Source organism: Devosia sp. Root413D1 (assembly GCF_001425235.1).
Classification (GTDB): Bacteria; Pseudomonadota; Alphaproteobacteria; order Rhizobiales; family Devosiaceae; genus Devosia_A.
Window position 1 is genome coordinate 512,438 of the sequence record NZ_LMEA01000010.1, and the last position, 19,376, is coordinate 531,813.

General features: G+C 64.1%; 14 protein-coding genes. All 14 read right to left on the reverse strand.

The features are described from left to right. Positions 1-127 precede the first annotated feature (127 nt). Positions 128-1,984 (reverse strand): glucose/sorbosone family PQQ-dependent dehydrogenase, encoded by a 1,857-nt coding sequence (locus tag ASC89_RS17125; protein WP_082533424.1) that lies wholly within the window; start codon positions 1,982-1,984, stop codon positions 128-130. A gap of 112 nt (positions 1,985-2,096) precedes the next feature. Further along, positions 2,097-2,927, reverse strand: a complete 831-nt coding sequence (locus tag ASC89_RS17130) for an NAD(P)-dependent oxidoreductase (RefSeq protein ID WP_055999911.1) — start codon at positions 2,925-2,927, stop codon at positions 2,097-2,099. Between the two features lie 11 nt (positions 2,928-2,938). Beyond that, positions 2,939-3,904 carry a mannonate dehydratase gene (locus tag ASC89_RS17135; protein WP_055999914.1) on the reverse strand — a complete coding sequence of 322 codons (966 nt, stop codon included), beginning with the start codon at positions 3,902-3,904 and terminating at the stop codon, positions 2,939-2,941. Between the two features lie 147 nt (positions 3,905-4,051). Then, positions 4,052-4,903, reverse strand: coding sequence for an ABC transporter ATP-binding protein (locus tag ASC89_RS17140; RefSeq protein ID WP_055876928.1), 852 nt, complete (start codon positions 4,901-4,903; stop codon positions 4,052-4,054). A gap of 4 nt (positions 4,904-4,907) precedes the next feature. After that, on the reverse strand, positions 4,908-5,924 hold the full coding sequence (locus ASC89_RS17145; RefSeq protein ID WP_055877050.1) for an ABC transporter ATP-binding protein: 1,017 nt from the start codon (positions 5,922-5,924) through the stop codon (positions 4,908-4,910). Between the two features lie 5 nt (positions 5,925-5,929). Then, entirely contained in the window at positions 5,930-6,844 is a 915-nt protein-coding gene (locus tag ASC89_RS17150) for an ABC transporter permease (protein ID WP_055876929.1), read from the reverse strand. Between the two features lie 11 nt (positions 6,845-6,855). Beyond that, positions 6,856-7,854, reverse strand: coding sequence for an ABC transporter permease (locus ASC89_RS17155; protein WP_244488484.1), 999 nt, complete (start codon positions 7,852-7,854; stop codon positions 6,856-6,858). 72 nt (positions 7,855-7,926) lie between these two features. Next, the gene (locus tag ASC89_RS17160; RefSeq protein ID WP_055876934.1) at positions 7,927-9,723 is read right to left on the reverse strand and encodes an ABC transporter substrate-binding protein; all 1,797 of its coding nucleotides are present in this window, start codon (positions 9,721-9,723) and stop codon (positions 7,927-7,929) included. Between the two features lie 712 nt (positions 9,724-10,435). Then, positions 10,436-11,677, reverse strand: a complete 1,242-nt coding sequence (locus ASC89_RS17165; RefSeq protein WP_055876936.1) for a sensor domain-containing diguanylate cyclase — start codon at positions 11,675-11,677, stop codon at positions 10,436-10,438. A gap of 143 nt (positions 11,678-11,820) precedes the next feature. Next, a complete protein-coding gene (locus ASC89_RS17170; protein WP_407065073.1) occupies positions 11,821-12,651 on the reverse strand; it encodes a carbohydrate ABC transporter permease in 831 nt (276 codons plus the stop codon). A 65-nt stretch (positions 12,652-12,716) separates the two neighbouring features. After that, the gene (locus tag ASC89_RS17175) at positions 12,717-13,640 is read right to left on the reverse strand and encodes a carbohydrate ABC transporter permease (protein ID WP_055999918.1); all 924 of its coding nucleotides are present in this window, start codon (positions 13,638-13,640) and stop codon (positions 12,717-12,719) included. 65 nt (positions 13,641-13,705) lie between these two features. Then, complete coding sequence (locus ASC89_RS17180) at positions 13,706-14,986, reverse strand: extracellular solute-binding protein (RefSeq protein ID WP_056000052.1); 1,281 nt, start codon at positions 14,984-14,986, stop codon at positions 13,706-13,708. 191 nt (positions 14,987-15,177) lie between these two features. Continuing rightward, complete coding sequence (locus tag ASC89_RS17185; RefSeq protein WP_055999921.1) at positions 15,178-16,260, reverse strand: ABC transporter ATP-binding protein; 1,083 nt, start codon at positions 16,258-16,260, stop codon at positions 15,178-15,180. Positions 16,261-16,469: 209 nt separating this feature from the next. Then, a complete protein-coding gene (locus ASC89_RS17190; protein ID WP_055999924.1) occupies positions 16,470-19,214 on the reverse strand; it encodes a glycoside hydrolase family 2 protein in 2,745 nt (914 codons plus the stop codon). Positions 19,215-19,376: the final 162 nt, after the last annotated feature.

Here is a 19,376-nt window from a genome sequence, read left to right on the forward strand (position 1 = left end):
CCCTCACCCCGGCCCTCTCCCCAGAGGGGCGAGGGGGCGGTGGGGCACCGCCAGCTCAAGACCCGACATAAAGTGCGAAGGGCTCCTTCCGGAGCCCTTCTTACATTTCATCGTCGCAGCCAGTGCCCTACTTCGCGATAATCATCGCCTCGAGCTTGGTCACATCCGTCGGCAGCTCCGTATCCCCTGCCGCGAGGCCGTTGACCGAGAGGATGTAGGCGACGAGGTCGGCGTAGGTTTCGTCGCCCAGTTCGCCCGGCCGCGAGGGCGGCATGCGGTCGTGGACGTGGGTGTAGAGCGCGGCGACGGTCTGGCCCACCCATTTGCCTTCGAAATAGGGGCCGGCCAGCGGCGGGCCGTAATTGGCGCTCACCAGGTCGGGGCCGTGGCAGGAGACGCAGTTGGCATCGTAAGCGGTCTTGCCGCGCGCCGCCTGCGCGGCGGTGAAGGTCGCCGGTTCGCCGGCCGCAGCAGTGGTGGCCGCCTCGGCAGCCGGAGCCGCCTCGGTAGTGGTCGCTGCCGCCGCGCCGTCACCCTCGCCGGTATAGGTGTAGACGAGGATGGCGCCGGGGTTCTTGAGCGTGGTGCCGGCGCCGCCGTCCATGGTGCCGACGAGGCCGCTGACGTCGGTGGCTACGTACATGGTCTTCATGTCGGGGCTCAGCGCCATGTCGCGCAGCCGGTTCTCGGATTGGAAATAGCGCTCGATCGGGCCGGCGGCGGTCTTGCCGTCGGGCCCAAGCGGCACGCGATAGATCGAGCCACGCTTCAGCGTGGTGACCAGCAGCGAGTTCTCCCAGCCCGGGATGCCTTCGCCGGCCTCCGGGAAGTAGGCCTGCATAGAGGACGTGGCGACGGTCGGCCAGCAGATGAAGTCGAGGCCGCCGCAGGCCGGGTCGGTGAAATTCCAGTCGCTGGGGACGGTGAAGAGCGTCGCCAGCGGGTCGTGCTGCTGGTCCGGCCAATCGGTTTCGTTCTCGACCGGCACCGAGGGGTCGATGGTGATGTCGGAGAAGGTCAGCTGCGCACAGGGCGTGGTGGCCAGATCCCAGCGGGCCATCTGGTAGGCCTTGTCGTCCTTGAAGCCGACGACATGCGGCCAGCCATAATTGTCGCCGCCGACCAGAACGTTGACCTCGTCGTCGGTCTTCGGCCCCTGCTCGGAGGCATAGAGCGTGCCGTCCGGGCCGAAGTCGATGCCCTGCATGTTGCGGTGGCCGTAGGTGAAGACGTGGCTTCTGATGCCGCTGATCTCCGGGTTGTCCTCGGGGATCGAGCCGTCGAGGTTCAGCCTGAGCGATTTGCCCTGATAGGCGATCCAGTTGTTGGCGGCGAGCTCATCGGCGGTCGGCAGGCGCTGCGCCTCGATCGGAATGCACCAATTGCCGAGCTGGCCCTTACCGCCATCGCCGATGGTGTAATAGAGCTTGCCGTCGGGGCCGAATTTCAGCCGGCCGGAATTGTGGTCGTTCTGGCCGGGCATGCCGGAGATGATCACCTGCGGATCGCTGAGCGTGCCGGTCGCTTTGTCGTAGGTCAGCCGGACGATCTTGGCGAACAGGAAGGCGTAAGGACTGAACTTGTCCTTGACCCATTCATGCTGCGGCAGGGATTTGTCGACATAGGTGTAGGCGGCGTAGACATAGTCGTTGCCGGTGCCCTGCAACAGGCCAGGATCGAGCGCCAGGCCGAGCAGGCCGTCCTGGCCGCCGGGAGCAGAGACCTCGCCAATGTCGATCGCCACCTGCTTGGTGCCGTCGGCCGGGTTGACGCGGGTGATCTTGCCGCCGACGCGCTCGGTAACCCACAGCCAGTCATCCGGACCCCAGGTGATCTCCCAAGGGCCCTCGAAGCCATTGGCGAGTTCCCTCATCTCGAACTGCTTGGTGCCTGTCACGGCCGTATCCGGCGCACCCTGGGCCAGGGCAGGGGCCGCGGCGCCCGCGATCAATGCGGCAAGGGCGAACGTTGCGATAAGCTTCATTGGCGTTGCTCCAGGGATGGACCGGCCGTCCAACCCGCGGCGGAGCGGGTTGGTTCCGGGTTTGGCAGTCTTAGCGAAAGCACCGTGTGGCGGGCGTTACCCGCCACGCGCATCACGGCTGGTCGTGCTTCCAGCCGAGGATGCGCTCGGCCTTTGACGAGTTGAAGAAGGCTTTGCGACCGCTGAGGTCGCCCTTGATCGGAATGCCGGGGAAGTATTTCGCGGCGGCCTCGAGGCTGGGCATGTCGAGGGTGGTGTCGGGGGCGACGATGTAGAACGCCTCGTGCCCCCTGAACTTGCCTTCGAGGCTCAACAGGCAGGCCCGCGCCGCGGCGTCGAAGCGCGTATAGGCGAAGAGGTGCTTTTTGGGCGAGGCCGAGTTGGGGGTGAAGTTGCGGGCCGCCAGCTCGCGCTCCGGCACCACCCAGTGGAAGCGCATCGAGGCGATGGAGATATCCTCCCAGCGGCGGGCGAAGGCGTCGGCCTGGGCTTCGCAGATCCATTTCGAGAGGCTGTAGGGCTCCTCGGAATAGTTGGCGTGCTCCTCGTCGATCGGCAGGTAGTCGTAATGCGGGTCGCGGCTGTAGGAGTGGCCGATGGCATTGACGCTCGAGGCCTGGCAGATGCGCATGATGCCGTTCTCGACGGCCGCCTGCAGCGCGTTGTAGCTGCCCACCACATTGTTGTTGTGCACGACATGATCGGGGTGCCGGCCCGGGGAGGGGATGGCGGCCATGTGGATCACCGCGTCGCAGCCGGCAAAGGCTGAAACGAGCTTCTCATACTCATCCATGTCGGCCTGGATGAAATGCAGGTCTTTGGTTTCTTCGGTCTCGGGCGCCGCGACGCGGTCGATGCAGACCAGGTCGTGGCCTTGCTTGCGCGCTTCGGTGATGATGGCGCGGCCGACGCCGCCGGACGAACCGGTGAGTGCGATCTTCATTTCGTTTTGTCTCAGCTCGAATAGACGGCTTCGTGGAGGCCGCGGATATAGCCGATGGCGTAGAGCCGGCCGAAGGCGGAATAGCCGGCGTTCTCGTTGCTGTCGCCCTCCACCGTCGGGACATGGTCGGGGCGCAGCACGCCGTCGAAATCGATGTCCTTGTAGGCGCGCATGGTGGCGAGCATGTCGGTCTTGCCGGCGTCGTGCCAGGTTTCGTGGAAATTGGTCGGCACGCCCTCGACATCGCGGAAGTGGACGAAGCTGATCTTCTTCTTGCCGAAGCCGCGGATCACCTTGGGCAGGTCGTCGGTCATCAGGGTGAAGTTGCCCTGGCAGAGCGTGATGGTGTTGTAGTCCGACGGCAGCATGTCGACGAGCCGCTGGAAGTTCGGCACCGTGCGCATGATGCGGGAGACGCCCTTGATCGGGGTGATCGGCGGATCATCGGGGTGCATCGAGAGTTTGACGCCGGCCTTCTCGGCCACCGGCAGCACGCGGCGGAGGAAATATTCCAGCGTCTCCCAGAGCTTTTCCTCCGAGATCGGCGGGTTCGAGGTGATGCTGTCGGGCACGTCGTTGACGTTGAAGGCGGTGACTACCGAGCCGCCGCGGCTGGGCAGCGCCATGTTGGTGCGCACCCAGTTGAAATCGGTCATCCACTCGTAGCACCAGACCGGGATGCCGAGCTTGCCCATATTGGTGATCAGCTCGCAGACCACATCGATCTCGGCGTCGCGGCCCTCTAGGCCACGCTTGGCGAGGTTCAGCGGCGGCCGGCTCTCGATGACGCGGATCTCGTAGCCACCCTTCTCGTACTCGTCCTTCATCCGCTGCAGCGCCGAGAGCGAGGACACCCGCTCATTCGCCTGCAAGCTGTCGAAGGGCAGGCCGGCCACGGCGAGATCGACGCCGCACTGCTTGGCGAGCTTCCAGACGGGGGAGTATTTCGGAGGGATGACCTCAGCGATTTCGAGCATGTCGACACGATCTCAAAAGTTGGTGCGGCAAATATCGGGCCGCGGTGGATGTAACTATGCCGGCCGCTGCGAACGGCCGGCGCTGTGGCTTTACAGCCCCCGCCTTGGCGGGGACGGGCCTTTGAAGGCGCTCCGGGGCGCCGATGCCTAGGCGTGGAACTCGGCTTGCGACTCCTTGGAGCGGACCGAGTGCTGGCCCCATTTCTGATCGAGGTTGGGCCACGGGATCGAGTCGACCAGGAGCCGGGTGTAGGCGTGTTGCGGGTTGCGGATCACTGTCTCGACGTCGCCCTTTTCCACCACGTCGCCGCGATAGAGCACCGTGATGGTGTCGGCAACGTGGTAGGCGGTGGTCAGGTCGTGGGTGATGTAGATGATGGTCACGCCATGGTCGCGGTGCAGGTTCTTCAGCGACTCGAGGATGTTGGCGCGCAACGAGGCGTCCACCATCGATACCGGCTCGTCGGCGATCAGCAGCTTGGGCTTGAGCAGCAGCGCACGGGCGACGTTGATGCGCTGGCGCTGGCCACCCGAGAGCTGATGCGGGAAGCGGCCGAGCACGTCCTCGGGGCGGAGGCCCACGGCGGTCAGCGCCTCGTCCATTTTGTTGCGCGCGTCCTTGCCGGATTTGGCCAGCTTGAACTGCTTGATCGGCACGGTCAGCAGGTGGTCGACGGTGTAGAACGGGTTGAACACCGCGAACGGATCCTGGAACACCGCCTGCACTTCACGGCGATAGGCCATGCGCTCGGCGCCACGGAGCGTCGTGATGTTCTTGCCGCGATAGAGGATCTCGCCTGTCGTGGGGGTGATGAAGCCCAGCACCAGCATGGCGAGGGTGGTCTTGCCCGAGCCGGACTCGCCGGCGACGGTCAGAATGGAGGGATCGTTTTCCGGCAGGATCAGGTTGAACTCTTTGAGCGCAACCTTGGCGTGCGCGGACAACAGCCCGCGCTGGTAGACCTTGGTGACGTTGCGGATTTCCAAGAGGTTGGACACGGGCTCAGCTCTCCTGGTCGTAGATATGGCAGGCAACGAGACGCCCGCCCGGAAGCACATTCACTTTGGGCTTTTCGGAGCGCGAGCGATCCGATGCCAGCGGGCAGCGCGGATGGAAGGCGCAGCCGGACGGCAAGCGGAGCAGCGAGGGGGCGAGCCCCGGGATGCCCTTGAACTGACCGCGGTTTTCGAGGGTGGGCAGGCTGGAAATCAGCGCCTGCGAGTAGGGGTGCTTGGGATCGGTGAACATCTCGCGCACCGTCGCCACCTCGACCAGCCGGCCGGCATACATCACCGCTACCCGGTCCATGGTCTGGGCCATCAGGCCCATATCATGGCCGATCAGGATGACGGCCGAGTTCAGCTCGTCCTGCACCTTGTCGATGGTTTCCATCACCTGGCGCTGGGTGACCACGTCGAGCGCACTGGTCGGCTCGTCCGCGATGATCACCTCGGGGCGCAGCAGGATGCCGATGGCGATACAGACGCGCTGCTTCATGCCGCCCGAGAGCTCGTGGGCGTACATGTGGAAGACGCCGGGATCGAGATCCACCGACTTCAGCGCCCAGACGCAGCGATCGTTGATCGCCTGGCGGCTCTCGCCCGACAGATGCGACTTGATGGCGTCGACCATCTGCTCGCCGATCCGGGTGACCGGGTTGAGCGAGTTCATGGCGCCCTGCGGGATATAGGCGATCTTGCTCAGCCGCGCCTTGCGCATGCCTTCGTCGTTGAGCGATTGCAGGTCGGTGCCGCCGACCCACACATGGCCGCCTTCGATCCGTCCGGGGGGCTTGATCATGCGCATCATGGCAAGGGCCAGGGTGGATTTGCCCGAGCCGGACTCGCCCACCATGCCCATCTTCATGCCGGCTTCGAGGGTGAAGCTGACGTTGTCGAGGGCGCGGGCGCGACCGAGGTCGGTGTAGTAGGTGACCACCAGGTCCTCAACCCGCAGGATGGGGCCCGCCGCCGCGGCCGCGTTGCGGCTCGAGGCGTTTTCCGTGGTTGCAAGGTTCATCGTCATTACTCCGTCTTGCGCACGCGCGGATTGGCCAGTTCGTCGAGGCCCATATTGATGAGGGCGAGCGAGGCGAGGATCAGGATCATCCCGATGGACGGGGCGATCGGCCACCACCACCAGCCGTTAAAGAAGGCGCCCTGCAACTGCGCCGCCCAGATGATGTTGCCGAGCAGCGGCTCGCGCAGCGGCCCGAGCCCGAGCACGGCGAGGTAGAACGAGGCGAACACCGCCGAGAACACCTGGCCGACGAAGGCCGCAGCGATGAACGGCAAGAGGTTGGGCAGGATCTCCTTGAAGATGATGGCGATATCGCCGACGCCAGAGAGCTTCGCCACCGAAACGAACTGTCGCTCCTTCATGGTCAGCACCTGGGCGCGGATCACCAGCGTTGGCCCCATCCAGGCCAGCATCACCACGATCAGCGCCATGGTGAAGATGGTGACGTCGCGCTTGTCGAGCGAACCGGCGACGACCACCTGGATCAGCAGCACCGGGATCGGCGTGAGGATTTGGCAGACGGTGCGGATGGTCGAGTCGATCCAACCGCCGAAATAGGCCGAGGTGAAGCCGAGCACGACGCCGATCAAAGTGCCCAGCCCGCCGGCGATGACGCCGATGACAGCGGTCTGCCACATGCCGACGACCATCGCCGCCAACAGGTTACGGCCGAAGAAGTCGGTACCGAAGGGGTATTTCAGGCTGGGCGGTTGCTTCGTCGCCACCGAAAGCGGATAGGCCTGCTTGGGGTTGATGGTGATCAGGCCGATGACGGTGAACAGCACCAGCGCAATCAGAATGACCACGCCGACGGCGAGACCCCGGTTGCGGTTGAGGTAGCGCAGGAACAGCGTGAGGCCGCTCGGCTGCTCCATCGAGGTGTCTGCGGTCGCCGGTGAGGTTGCGGTAACGGTCGTCAATTTTCCGGTTCCTACTGGTTGCGGACGCGGGGGTCGAGCAGCGGATAGATGAACTCGAGCACGGCCATCAGCACGGCGATGGCGATGGTGATGAACAGCACGATCCCGTAGATGACAGGGAAGTCATTGGACCGGATGGCGTTGTTGAGCACTTGCCCCAACCCCGGAAGGCCGAAGAGCTGCTCGACCACCAGCGCCGAGGTGACCAGGGTGCCCAACGCCAGCGCGAGACCGGTAACCTGCGGCAGCAGGGTGTTCCTGAGGTAGTAGTCGCGGAAGATGCGCCCACCGGTCAGGCCCTTGTGCTCGGCGAAGTTGACATAGTCCTCGCCCTGGATGGTGACGCCCATGCCGCGCATCGACAGCACCCAGCCGCCGACCGAGCCGAGGATCAGCGCCAGCGCGGGAAGCATCTGGTGGCGCAGCACGTCGAGGGCAAACTCCCAGGACCAGTTGGGGACGATGCCGATCGAATAGGGGCCGCCGAGCGGCAGGAGCTTCAGACGGAAGCCGATGAAGAACAGCAGCAGCACGCCCATGATGACGGGCGGCACGCCGGTCAGCAGCACGAAGGGGGTGGCAATACCGCGCAGCCAGCGCGGCGACTTGGGCCAGGCCGAGATGGCGCCCAGGAGGTTGCCGATGATGAAGCTGAGAATGGTGGTGAACAACAACAGGAAGAAGGTCCAGGGCAGGGCCTGGCTGATGATGTCGGTGACAGTCGCGGGATAGCGGTTCAGCGAATAGCCGAAATCCATCCGCACGATGTTGCCGAGATAGGTCCAGTACTGCTCGAGCAGCGGCTTATCGAGGCCGAACTGCTGGTTCATGTTGGCGATGAGTTTTTCGATATCGCCCGGAGCAAAACCGCCGGAGCGCGCCAGTTCGGCGAAGCGTTCGCGCAGCGCGTTGCGGGGGCTGAGGCGGGGGACGAAGAATACAATCGTGGATGCGGCCCAGATGACCAGAACCAGGAAGGACAGGCGCTTGGCAATCAGCTTGAAGTTCACTCGGGTCATCTCCGGCACGGTGAGTAGTGGAGGGATGCGCGCGGACGCGCACCCCGATAGCGGAACTTCAGCTTACTGCGCGCCGGACGGCTGCAGCGAGGTGATGACCAGGAGGCCAGTGTGGGCCCAGAACGCGCCGTTGGTGCCCATTGCGGGGTTCGCGGCGGTCGGCCAGTTCTTCCAGTAGTGCTGGTTGTAGGCGATGCGGTGCAGCCACTGGATGATCGGGATATCGATCTGGTCACGCCAGTAGATACCCAGAGCCTTGGCGGCGCCTTCCTGGAACTTCGGATCGTCCGACGAGAGCGGGGCGATCGAGTCGAGGATTTCGTCGTACTCGGGGTTCTTGTAGCGCGAGAACCGGTTGTTGCCGGCCGAGGTGCCGATGGCTTCGCTGTACTTGCCGTGGAAGAGGTTGAGAGCTTCGAACGGGTCGTAGAGCGAGGCGCCGTGGCCGAACATGTAGAGGCCGGCCTTGCCGTCCGCCATGTTCTGGTACGCATCGGGACCAAAGTTGATCGCGGCGTCGAAGCCGCCCTGGCGGAGCATTTCAACCAGGATCGGCACGATGTCGGAGTGGATGCCTTCGAAGCCCTGGATGGTGGCGTCGATGGTCTTGCCGTCCTTCTCCCACAGGCCGTCGCCGTTCAGCGTGAAGCCGGCCTCGCCCATCAGCTTGGCGCTCTCTTCAGTGTCGAACTTGCGCGGCTGGTATTGCTCCTCGAGCGCCTTGACGGCGGGCGAGTCGGCAAAGGCCTGCAGGTTCGGGTAGAGCGGGAACGGATAGATCGTCGCGATCGGAGCGCCTTCATACAGGATGTCGTTGATGACATCGCGGTTGATGACGAGGCTCATCGCGCGACGGACCTTGGGGTCGCTGTAGGGCTCGAGCTGGGTGTTCATCCACAGCGAGTTCGGCCACCAGTCGAGGTAACCAAACGGCGATTCCGAACCGGTATGCGTGGTGATTTCCGGGTTCTGGGCAAGGATGTTGCCGATAACCGAGGAACGCATGTCGAGGGCGGAGTCGAACTCGTTGTTCACGACGCGCTGGGCGACGGTGTCCATCGAGACGCCGGTGATGTTGGCGATGATGACGCGCTTGACCGCCGGCTCGGCGATACGGCCGGCCTTAACGGCCCACCAGTCGGGACGGTAGTCGAAGATCTTCTGGTTGCCGTTCCACGCCTTCAGGTCATAGGGACCGGAGTGCGGGATATCGATCGAGCCGGGTTCCATGTTCACGTCAGGCTTGGACGACAGGTAGTCGGCCGGGACGATCGGGATACCGGTATCGAACTTCTCGGTCAGCACTTCGAACTTGAAGCGCGGCGCCGGGGCCTTGAAGTTCACCTTCACGGTCAGGTCGTCGACGATATCGGTCGAGGCGACGAACTGGGTGAAGTGCGCGTTGTAGGGCAGCTTGGAATTGTTCAGCTGGCCATCGAAGGTGAACTTGACGTCCTTGGAGGTGACGGGAGTACCGTCGGACCACTTGGCGTCCTTGTTCAGCTTGATCTCAAGCGCAGTGAAGGTGTCGTCGGTGTATTCCATGCTGTCGGCCAGCCAAGGAACATACTCGCCCTTGAAGATGGCGAAGTACATCAACGGCTCCCACATGAAGGCGTTGCCTTCCTGGTGGGTGTAGCCGGGCAGGGCCCACGGGTTGGTGACGCCGATCGGCGAAGACAGCGCAACACCCCAGCCGAGAACGACGGTCTGGTTGCGCGGCACTTCGGGAAGCGGAGTCGCCGGAGCGATTTCCTTTGGTGCTGTGGCAGCAAGCGGGCTTTGCGCCAGCGCTGCCAGCGGCGATGCCATGACGCCAAGCGCCAGCAGTGCCGCTGTGATTGTTCTACGTTTGACCATGTGACAGAGTCTCCCTTGACTGTCGACGAAAGCTGAAGGTCGCCTTGAGGCGACAAATGTTTGAATTGTGGGTCCCATCGACCCGGTTAAGCCCCCACACCTCCCCAAGATAATCTTGTTATCCTGCGATCGCTCTCTGGGTGGTGAGGTTCGCCGGCCGGCGGATGGCGGGCACCAGCGGTGCCATCGATCCACGTTGCTGTGCGACAGGGCCCGAATGTTCGCCGATCTCCTTTCTCGGAAGATCGCGGGCCATACGAGCCTTCGCCATGGACGCCGAGCCGCGATGTCGCGGTTTTCGGCGCGTAGTCGCTCGTCGGCTGCCCGAGGTCAGGAAGCCGTTCCGCCACTCATCGCGTTACGCTGGTACTGCCCATCGGACAGTCAGATCTTGCCCTGCGGCATTGGCTTGGCGTCTCCCCCACCAGAGCCGGCAACTCCCTCCAGAGCGCCCGGCTATTTCTCCCAATATTCTCAAGCGTTAGACGCGCATGGGGGTTGAGTCAACAGCTGGAATGGTAGTTCAGACAGCCCCTGGCGCGGGAAATTCGCTCGACATCTCGAAGCGCTTTGAATGTGCGGGGTTTTTTGGATCGGCGCAAGCTGTGTATCAATCCGCAAAAATAATGTGCGATCGGCAACAACAGCGTGCATCGAGGTGGGAATCTCGTCGTTTGCTGATGGTGGGGGGTCAAACGATCGGCAAAACCGGTCAGGTGAAGCTGACGATGAGCCGCTGTTCGGTGCGTCCGGTGACCTGGCAAGGCCACTCGGCGCCGTCGGAGCGGATCTGCAGGTCGAACGTGTCGGGGATATCGAGGGTCGAGCTCAGCGCCAGTTCGGCGCCGTTCTCCCAGAGCGAGCGCACCGTGCAGTCGGTCACGGCGTGGCGGTTCATGAAGATGATGCGGCCGGCCTTCAGCACCCGGCGGCGCTCGGTCTGCATCACGGTGTTCGAGGGCTGCCACAAGGCACTGCGGTTGCGTCCGGCGCGCTTGGCGGCATAGAGCGCCTCGTCGGCCTTCTGCAGCAGGCTGTCGATATCGTCGCCGACCGGATCGAGGGTGGCGACGCCAAGGCTGACGCCCACGGCAATCGGCGGATGGCTGCCGGGGATCTTCAGCGTGCGGATGGCGGTGCGCAGCTTCTCGGCCGCCTCGTGGGCGCGGTGCTGGTCGGTGTGCGGCAGCAGCACGGCGAATTCTTCGCCGCCGAGCCGACCGAACAGGTCGGTACGGCGCAGCTGGCCGGTGACCAGTTGCGATACGGCCGACAGCACCTGGTCGCCGGCGGCGTGGCCATAGGTGTCGTTGACCGACTTGAAGTGGTCGAGATCGAAGGCGATGCAGCTCAGCGCGCTGCGATGCCGGCGGGCGAGGGCAACGAACTTGCCGGCTTCGTCCTTGAAGGCGCGGCGGCTCGAGACCCCGGTCAGCGCGTCGGTAGAAGCAAGACGCCGCAGCTCCAGCTCGTTCATGGCGACGTGCGCCAGTTCGGTCAGGATGGCCCTCTCGCGCGGTCCGAAATGGCGGGCGGCGGAATCGATGGCGCAGACCGAACCGATATGGAAGCCGTCGCTGGTGGTCAGCGGCGCCCCGGCATAAAAGCGCACATGCGGGTCGCCGGTGACATAAGGGTTGTCGCGGAAGCGGTCGTCGAGCCGCGCATCCGGCACGACGATCGGGGTGGGGTCGGCCAACAGGTAGCGGCAGAAGGCGCTCTGCAGCGGCACCTCATCGGTCGAGAAACCGTCGACCGCCTTGTACCACTGCCGGTGCGCATCCATCAGCGAGACGATGCCGACCTCGACGCCGAGGGTGAGCTTGATCAGCCGCGCGATGCGGTCGAAGGCTTCCTCGCGACCGGTATCGAGCACGTCGTAGCGATCGAGGGCCGCGAGCCGCTGGCGGTCCGCGGCGGGTTCGTATTCGTCGTTGAGAAGCGCCTGACCCATAGCGAACCCGTTGCCAGTGACATCGTTATCGAAGGGAGGCGGTTAAGCGTTTCCTAACCCTGGCCATGCGGCGTGATCACATTCTCAAACGAAGAGGGCGCCGGCTATACCGACGCCCCCGTTATGCGTACGTGCGGCGAAGGTCAGCCCTTGATGCCGGCCGACAGCATGATCGCTTCGGTGACCTTGCGCTGGAAGATCAGGTAGACGATGGCCACCGGCAGGCCGGCGAGGATGGCGCTGCCGAGGTCGCGCGCATATTTGACGCCGAAGGCATCGGTGACCTGGGTGATGCCAACCGTGACGTTCATCATCTTCTCGTCGGTGACGGCGAGGAAGGGCCAGAGGAACTGGTTCCAGGCGCCGATGAAGGTGATGATGGCCAGCGCAGTGGTGATGCCCCAGTTCATCGGCAGATAGAGCTTGAAGAACATCTGGAATTCGTTGGCGTTGTCGATCTTGGCCGCCTCGCGCAGCTCCTTGGGCACCGAGTCGAAGAACTGCTTGTAGATGATGACGGTCACCGGCCCATAGACCAGCTGCGGCAGGATCACCCCGAGCCAGGTGTTGAACAACTTGAACTGGCTGATCAGAACGAAGTGGTTCACGATCAGCGCCGGGATCGGGATCATGAAGCTGGCGAGAATGATCCACCAGAGGATGCGGCGGCCGGGGAATTTCAGCTGGCTGATGGCGTAGCCGGCGAGCGCCGACATCATCACCACCAGCACCGTCACCGACACCGCAGTCACCAGCGAGTTGATGTACCAGGTGCCGATCTTGGTGTTGAACAGCACGTGCGTATAGGCGTCGAGGGTGAAGCGCCTGGGCCACAGGTCAATGCCCGGCTGCACGATGTCGTTTTCGACCTTCAGCGTCGTGACCACCGCCCAGTAGAGCGGGAAGGCCCAGAAGATAGCGCCCAGCACGGTGATGACAGTGGCGATCAGCCCGACGATGTCGAGCGTCCTGATGATCCGCCGTTTGCGCGGGCTCATGCCCACGACTTCGCCGGCAGCCGGGGTGGTGGCGACGGAGCTCATTTTTCACCTCGGGCGCGGAGCATCTGGAACTGCAGCACGGAGAACACCACGATGATGAGGAACAGCACGACCGCGACGGTGGCGCCGTAGCCGCCATTGTTCTTCTGGAAGGCGCTGCGATAGATCAGCTGCACCAGCCCCATGGTGGCGTCCGAGCGGCCGCCATTGCCGAACAGGTAGACCTGATCGAAGATCTTGAACTGGGCGATCAGCTGGATGGTCAGCACCAGCACGGTCACCGGCCAGATCAGCGGCCAGGTGATGCGGGTGAACTGGCGCCACTTCGAGGTGCCGTCGAGCGCCGCCGCCTCGTAGATCTCGGGCGAGATGTTCCTGAGACCGGCGATGAACAACAGGATGTTGAAGCCGATGGTCCACCACACGGTGATGAAGGCGACCGTCGGCATGAACAGCGGCAGGGTGCGGAACACCGGCACGTTGTCGCCGGCCACCAGCGCGATCAGCGGCTGCAGCACGCCGAACTGGCTATCGAACATCCAGCCCCAGACGCGGAACACCACCGAGACCGGCAGGATGTAGGGAATGAAGAAGCAGGCAAGGATCAGCGACTGCATCCAGCCCTTGAGCCGGTTGACGCCGATGGCGATGGCGAGCGCCGTTAGGGTGGCCGGCACCACGGTGAGCACCACGAAATAGACGGTGTTCCAGAACGCCACGCCGAACAGCTTGTCCTTGAACAGCTTGGCGTAATTATCCAGGCCGATGAAGGTGCCCGGGCCGATCAGCGGCGCCTTGTGGAAGCTGAGCCAGATCATCTGCAGCGTCGGGTAGATGAACAGCACGGCATAGACGACGACAAAGGGCAGAACGAAGATCAGCGCCGCCAGCACCTCGTTGCGGTTGAAGCGTTTCTTGCGCGCCGGTAGCGGCACGTCGGTGGCGGTATCAGTGGCTGACATCGGTTCTGGCCTCCCCAGTCAAAACAAGATCCGGCCGGCGCCCGGGTGGGCGCCGGCCGGTTGGATTACTCCACCTGACCCTGCAGATCGTCGCGCATCTGTTCCATGGCGGACTGCGGATCGATTTCGCCGTTGACGGCGGGCATCAGGTAGTTGCCGGCAGCGTCGTAGACCGGGGAGGCAACGCCGGCGAGCACCGACGAGGGGTCGAACACCGCGGTATCGGCGAGGATCGAGTAGGTGGCGTTCGGCTGCTTGGTCTTGAACTCTTCGCTGTCGCGGACCGGCGAGTAGGCCGGGATGTGGCCGGCATCGGCCCAGGCGAGGGAGTTCTTGTTCATCCAGGCGATGACCTGGAGCACGGCGGCGCGCTTTTCGGGCGAGACTTCATTGCCGACGCGGTTCGGGATGGCAAAGGAGTGGGAGTCGGCCCAGGTTGCCGGGTGGTCGAAGAAGGTCGGCAGGGCAATGGCGCCCCATTCGAAGCCGAGTTCACCCTTGGCGGCGAGGTCGGTCATGGTCGGGACTTCCCACACGCCATTGATGTGCAGCGGCGCCTTGCCGCCGGTGAACAGCGCGATCGAGGCCGGGTACTCGGTGGCGGCCGGGGCCAGCCCATCCTTCACCCAGTCGGCAACCACGGTGGTCGCCTTGACGGCCTTGTCGAGGTTGTCGCCCGACAGGAAGTTGCCGTCGGCATCGAGGAACTGACCGTCCTGCTGGCCGAGCAGCGAGTAGAAAATGCGCCACTGGCTGTCGCCGGCGGCGGAGTGGATCGAGATGCCGTACTCGGAACCACCATCCTTCAGCTTCTGCAGTGCGGCCTTGAAGTTGTCGACGCCGTCGAGGCCGGTGGGCAGGCCGTTGTCGCCGATCAGACCGGCAGCGGCCAGCTTGTCCTTGTTGTAGTAGAGGACGACCGAGTGAATATCGAACGGCACGGCATACTGCTTGCCGTCGACCTGGGCGGCTTTCCAGTTGGACTCGGCGAAGTCAGCGCCCGAGAGACCGGCGGCGGTCAGCTCGTCGGTGGTGATCTCGCTGAGGGCGCCCGAGGAGACGCCGAGCGGCAGGCGCGACAGATGATAAGTCATCACGTCGGGGCCTTCGCCGATGGCGGCCGAGGTCTGGACCTTGGTGTAGAACGGGGTGCCCCACTCGAGCGTGGTAGCCTGGATTTCGATCTTGCCGGCGTTCTCGGCGTTGAACTTTTCGATCAGCGCCTTCATGCGGACGCCGTCGCCGCCGCCGAGGAAGTCCCACCAAGTCACGACTTCCTGGGCCTGCGCCACGGCCGGCATCAGCAGGGCCGTCGACAGCAGCGCCATCTTCAGAAACGATTTCATCATTGCATTTCCTCCCATCGGGTTAGCTCCATGCGCAGGCGTTGCGGATCGGTGCGGACCGTCCCTGTCCCGGGCCCTGCGCATTGAGCAGTGGGGTGGCCGTTCGGGACATTATTGCTGACCTATCTAGTGATATGGATCAGAAATTCGGATGCATAAGGGCGTATCTTCCCTATTGATGGATACGAGTTTCAGCCGGCGCTGTAGGCGACGTCCCTCACGTCAAACAGATGCGAAGAGGCGCCGTCGAAATCGAGCTTCACCTGGTCGCCGACATTGATGCGCGACTGGCCTTCGTCCTCGGCGATCACCACCGAATTGTCTGACAGACGCACATAGGCGAGGGTGCGCTCGCCCAGCCGCTCGACCACATCAGCCTTGCCGCTGACCGCGCCATTGGCCGACACCTTCACCGATTCCGGCCGGATGCCGAAGGTCACCTGGCCGTCACTGGGCAGGCGGGATGAGGCGATGCCGGTGAGGATTTCCGAGTTGTCGGGCAGCCGGACCACAGCCTTGCCGTCACGATCGGAGAGCTGCTGCACGGCCAAGAAGTTCATCGAGGGCGAACCGACGAAAGCGGCGACGAAGCGCGAGGCCGGCCGGGAGTAGATCTCCATCGGCGTGCCGATCTGCTCGATCTTGCGATTGTTCATCACCACGATCCGGTCGGCCAGCGTCATGGCCTCGATCTGGTCGTGCGTCACGAAGATCATGGTGGTCTTGAGGCGTTGATGCAGTTGAGCAAATTCGATGCGGGTGCGGGCGCGCAGGCCCGCGTCGAGGTTCGACAGCGGCTCGTCGAACAGGAACGCCTTGGGGTCGCGGACGATGGCGCGGCCGATGGCGACGCGCTGGCGCTGGCCGCCCGAGAGCTGCCCGGGCTTCCTATCGATCAGGTGTTCGAGCTCGAGGGTTTTGGCCGCGGCGGCGACGCGTTTCGCAATCTCCTGCTTGGGGGTGCGGATGTTCTGCAGCCCGAACGACATGTTCTCGCGCACCGTCATGTGCGGGTAGAGCGCGTAGTTCTGGAACACCATGGCGACGCCGCGCTCGGCGGGCGGCAGCTCGTCGACGCGCCTGTCGCCGATGTGGATTTCGCCGCCGTCGATGTCCTCGAGGCCCGCGATCATCCGCAGCAGCGTGGACTTGCCGCAACCCGATGGGCCGAGAAAGACCATGAACTCGCCGGAGCCGATGGTCATCGAAACGTTCTCGATGACCCGGACCTGACCGAAGTGCTTGCTGACGTTTACGAGCCTGATATCGGCCAAATCGCGTTCCTCCCGGGTCGTCCCCGGCCCGCGCGTCCCTTGGGGATCTCGCGGGCCGGTGCTGATGCTATTGCGGCTGACAATATTGTCAATCCTGTATCAAAAGAAAGCGGAAAATTCATCTTAAGTTTCAGATGGTTAGAGGAAACCGTCATCCGGTGATGACGCGTTTCCTGTGTTTCCTACCCGAAAAGCTGATTCAGTTTCCTTCAGTCTGTCTCCAGATTTGCCGTGGTGGTGACAAGGCCGTCGAACAGTGCCGCCGCGACCGGATCAACGCCCGGCGCGTCATTGGTCAGGCGGAAGGTGGTGACCACCAGGCCGCCTTTGCCGACGGTGCGGCGGGCGATAGTGGCGGCTGGCTTGTTGATCCAGCCGATGACCACACCGGCATCGATCAGCCCCTCATATTCCCAGGAGCGGAAGCCGGTCAGCACGTGGTGCGGCACGACGCGATCGAACGAGATATCAAGCAGCGGGCCGCCGGGCAGGGTGGCGAATGCCCCTGTCCGCTTGATCCAGGAGAAGTTGGCGATCCAGTCGCCGCGCCACAGCGTGCCATCACGCAGCACCAGCCCGATATTGGGGAGCTGGGTTTCCGAGCCGAGATGACGGGCCCGCTCCTTGCCTGCCGGCATGGTCGGCGGCTCGGCGCGGGGTGGGTCGGTGCGGAGGTTTCGGTGCGTCTCGACCGAACCGTCGGCCAGCACCAGGTAGCGGGCGCCGTGGCGCATCGCTTCGATGTCGGCGGCGCCGAGCGCATGGGTGAGCACCAGGTCGGCGGCAGCGGTATCGGTGGTCACCGTATAGCCGAGACCCTTGGCGAAGGCTGCGAGTTCGGGACTGGCGGCGGCGATCCTTGCCGGGCCGGCCGTGCGCTTCGAATAGACCGAGACCTGCATCTCGTTTTTGGCCAGCAGCTTGCCGCCGGCTTCGAGCTTCAGCGCAATGCTGGCGACGCGCGTGTCGCCGCCCAGCGTGATCGTGGTGGCGCCGAGGTCGGCGACCGCCAGACCTTCCGTCGCCGGCACGTCGAGCTTGCCGCTCGTGCCCTCGACCGACCAGGTGAGCGTCGCGCCAGCCGGAACCGCCTTGCCGCCGGTCGCTACCTTGAGGTTCAGCGCGAAGCTATCGCCCGAAGTGATGGCGTGATGGGCCAGCTGCGGCACGATCACCGTGTCGTTGTTGATCTCGGCGAAGCGATCGTGGAAGGCGCGCGGGTTGCGGTTGATGTCGAGCAGGCCATTGGCTTCCCAGTGCACGTCCGTCATCTCGGTGATGACGTAGCCCTGGATCGGTGCGTGGGCGCGCATCGACTCGATCTCGTATTTGAGATTGGCGAACTGGTACCACTGCACGTTGGTGATGAAGTCGCCGAAGCTCTCGAACACCTTGTCGAGGTGGTAGGTGGCGAAGCGGTTCTGGATACCGTGCGGATAGGCCGCGCCGTCGCCCCAGTTGCCGCCGGTCTCGGCCCACCAGGGCTCGGCGCCGGCAGGGGTCTTCACCTGGTCGGGATGGGGCAGGCCCCAGACGCCGAACTCGGACACCACCAGCGGCTCGTCGCCGCGACGCTCGCCATCGCCAAAGGGCGTCCAGGTCCAGTCGGCGGCCCCGGCGAACTCCTCGGTGAGCTTTTCCCACTCGGCGCGGCGTTCCGGCACTGAGCGGTAATAGTGGTAGTCGTTGATGTCGGTCTTGACGTGGAAGTTCGGGATACAGGCCGAGTTGTCGACGACAAGCCGGCGCGGGTCCTTCTGCTTCAGCCAGTCATAGGTGTCCTTGAGCCACTGGCGGTGATCGGCGTTCTCGATCAGCCGGGTGCCCCAATCCTCGTTGATGATGGTCCAGGCGATGATCGAGGGGTGGTTGCCATCCCTGGCGATGATGCCGGCCATGGTGTCGCGCATGCGTTGCGCGGCGGCGGCAGTGAAGTACTGGACATTGGGGATTTCGGTCCAGATCAGCACACCCAGCCGGTCGGCGACTTCGTAATAGCGCGGATCCGGCACCTTGATGTGGACGCGCAGCAGGTTGAGGCCAAGATGCTTGGCCTTCTGCAACTGGTCCTCGAGGAATTCCAGCGAGGGCGGGGTGCAGATGCCATCCGGGTAGTAATCCTGGTCGAGCGCGCCACGCAGGTAGAGAGGCTGGCCGTTGAGGAAGAACTTGCCGTCGCGGGTCTCGATCTTCCTGAACCCAAAGCTATGCGTGGTGGTGTCGACCACTTCGCCGCCGGCCATCAGTTCGAGCTTCAGGGAATGCAGGTTCGGCGTCTCGGTCGACCACAGGGCCGGGGCGTTGAGCTTCAAAGTGAGCGAAGCGCCGGTGGTCTCGGAGGAAACCCCACCCACCGTGGCGCGCACCGTGGCGCCGGCGCCGGCGGCCGAGCGGGTCAGCGTCAGCGCAATTTCGCCGCTGTCCGGGTTGGCGTCGATCGCCACATGGGCGACGTGCCGCTTATCGCGCGAGAGCAGCTTCACCGACTGCCAGATGCCGCCGAGCGGGCCATACCAGCTCTGCTTGCCGTGCGGGATTTCACCGAACGGATAGTCCGGATAGGCCTCGGCGTCGCCGCTGGGCAGGGTCACGTGCACTTCCAGCGCGCTCTCGGCCGGGGTGCCCGCGGGGATGACGAACTCGAAGGGCAGGTAGCCGCCTTCATGGGTGCCGAGCACGCGGCCATTGAGGCGGACTTCGGAGAAATAGTTCACCGCGCCGAAGCGGATGGCGATCTCGCGGCCCTGCCAGGCGGCCGGGATCGACAGCTGGCGGGCGTAGATGGCCTTGCCGGTGGCGTGACGGAGATCGGCGAATTCGGCCTGCCAGGGGCCGGGAACGGTAGCATTGCGCCAGTCGCCATGGCCATCGAGCCGGAAGCGCCAAGCGCCGTCGAGCGAGATCTCCTCGCGTGCGTTTGCGCCAGCCTTGGTGGCCGTAGTCTCGCCGATCATATAGTCCTCCCACCACGCTAATAATTATTAGCAGTTTCGCTATGGCTACCGGCTTTCTAGCGGTCTGGCAAGCGTTGCGGTTGCTAATGAGTTTAGCAAGCGAAGTTGCGCACACGGCTCGAAGCCTGATAATGCTGCGCTTTGAAGACGTTAAACGAACGC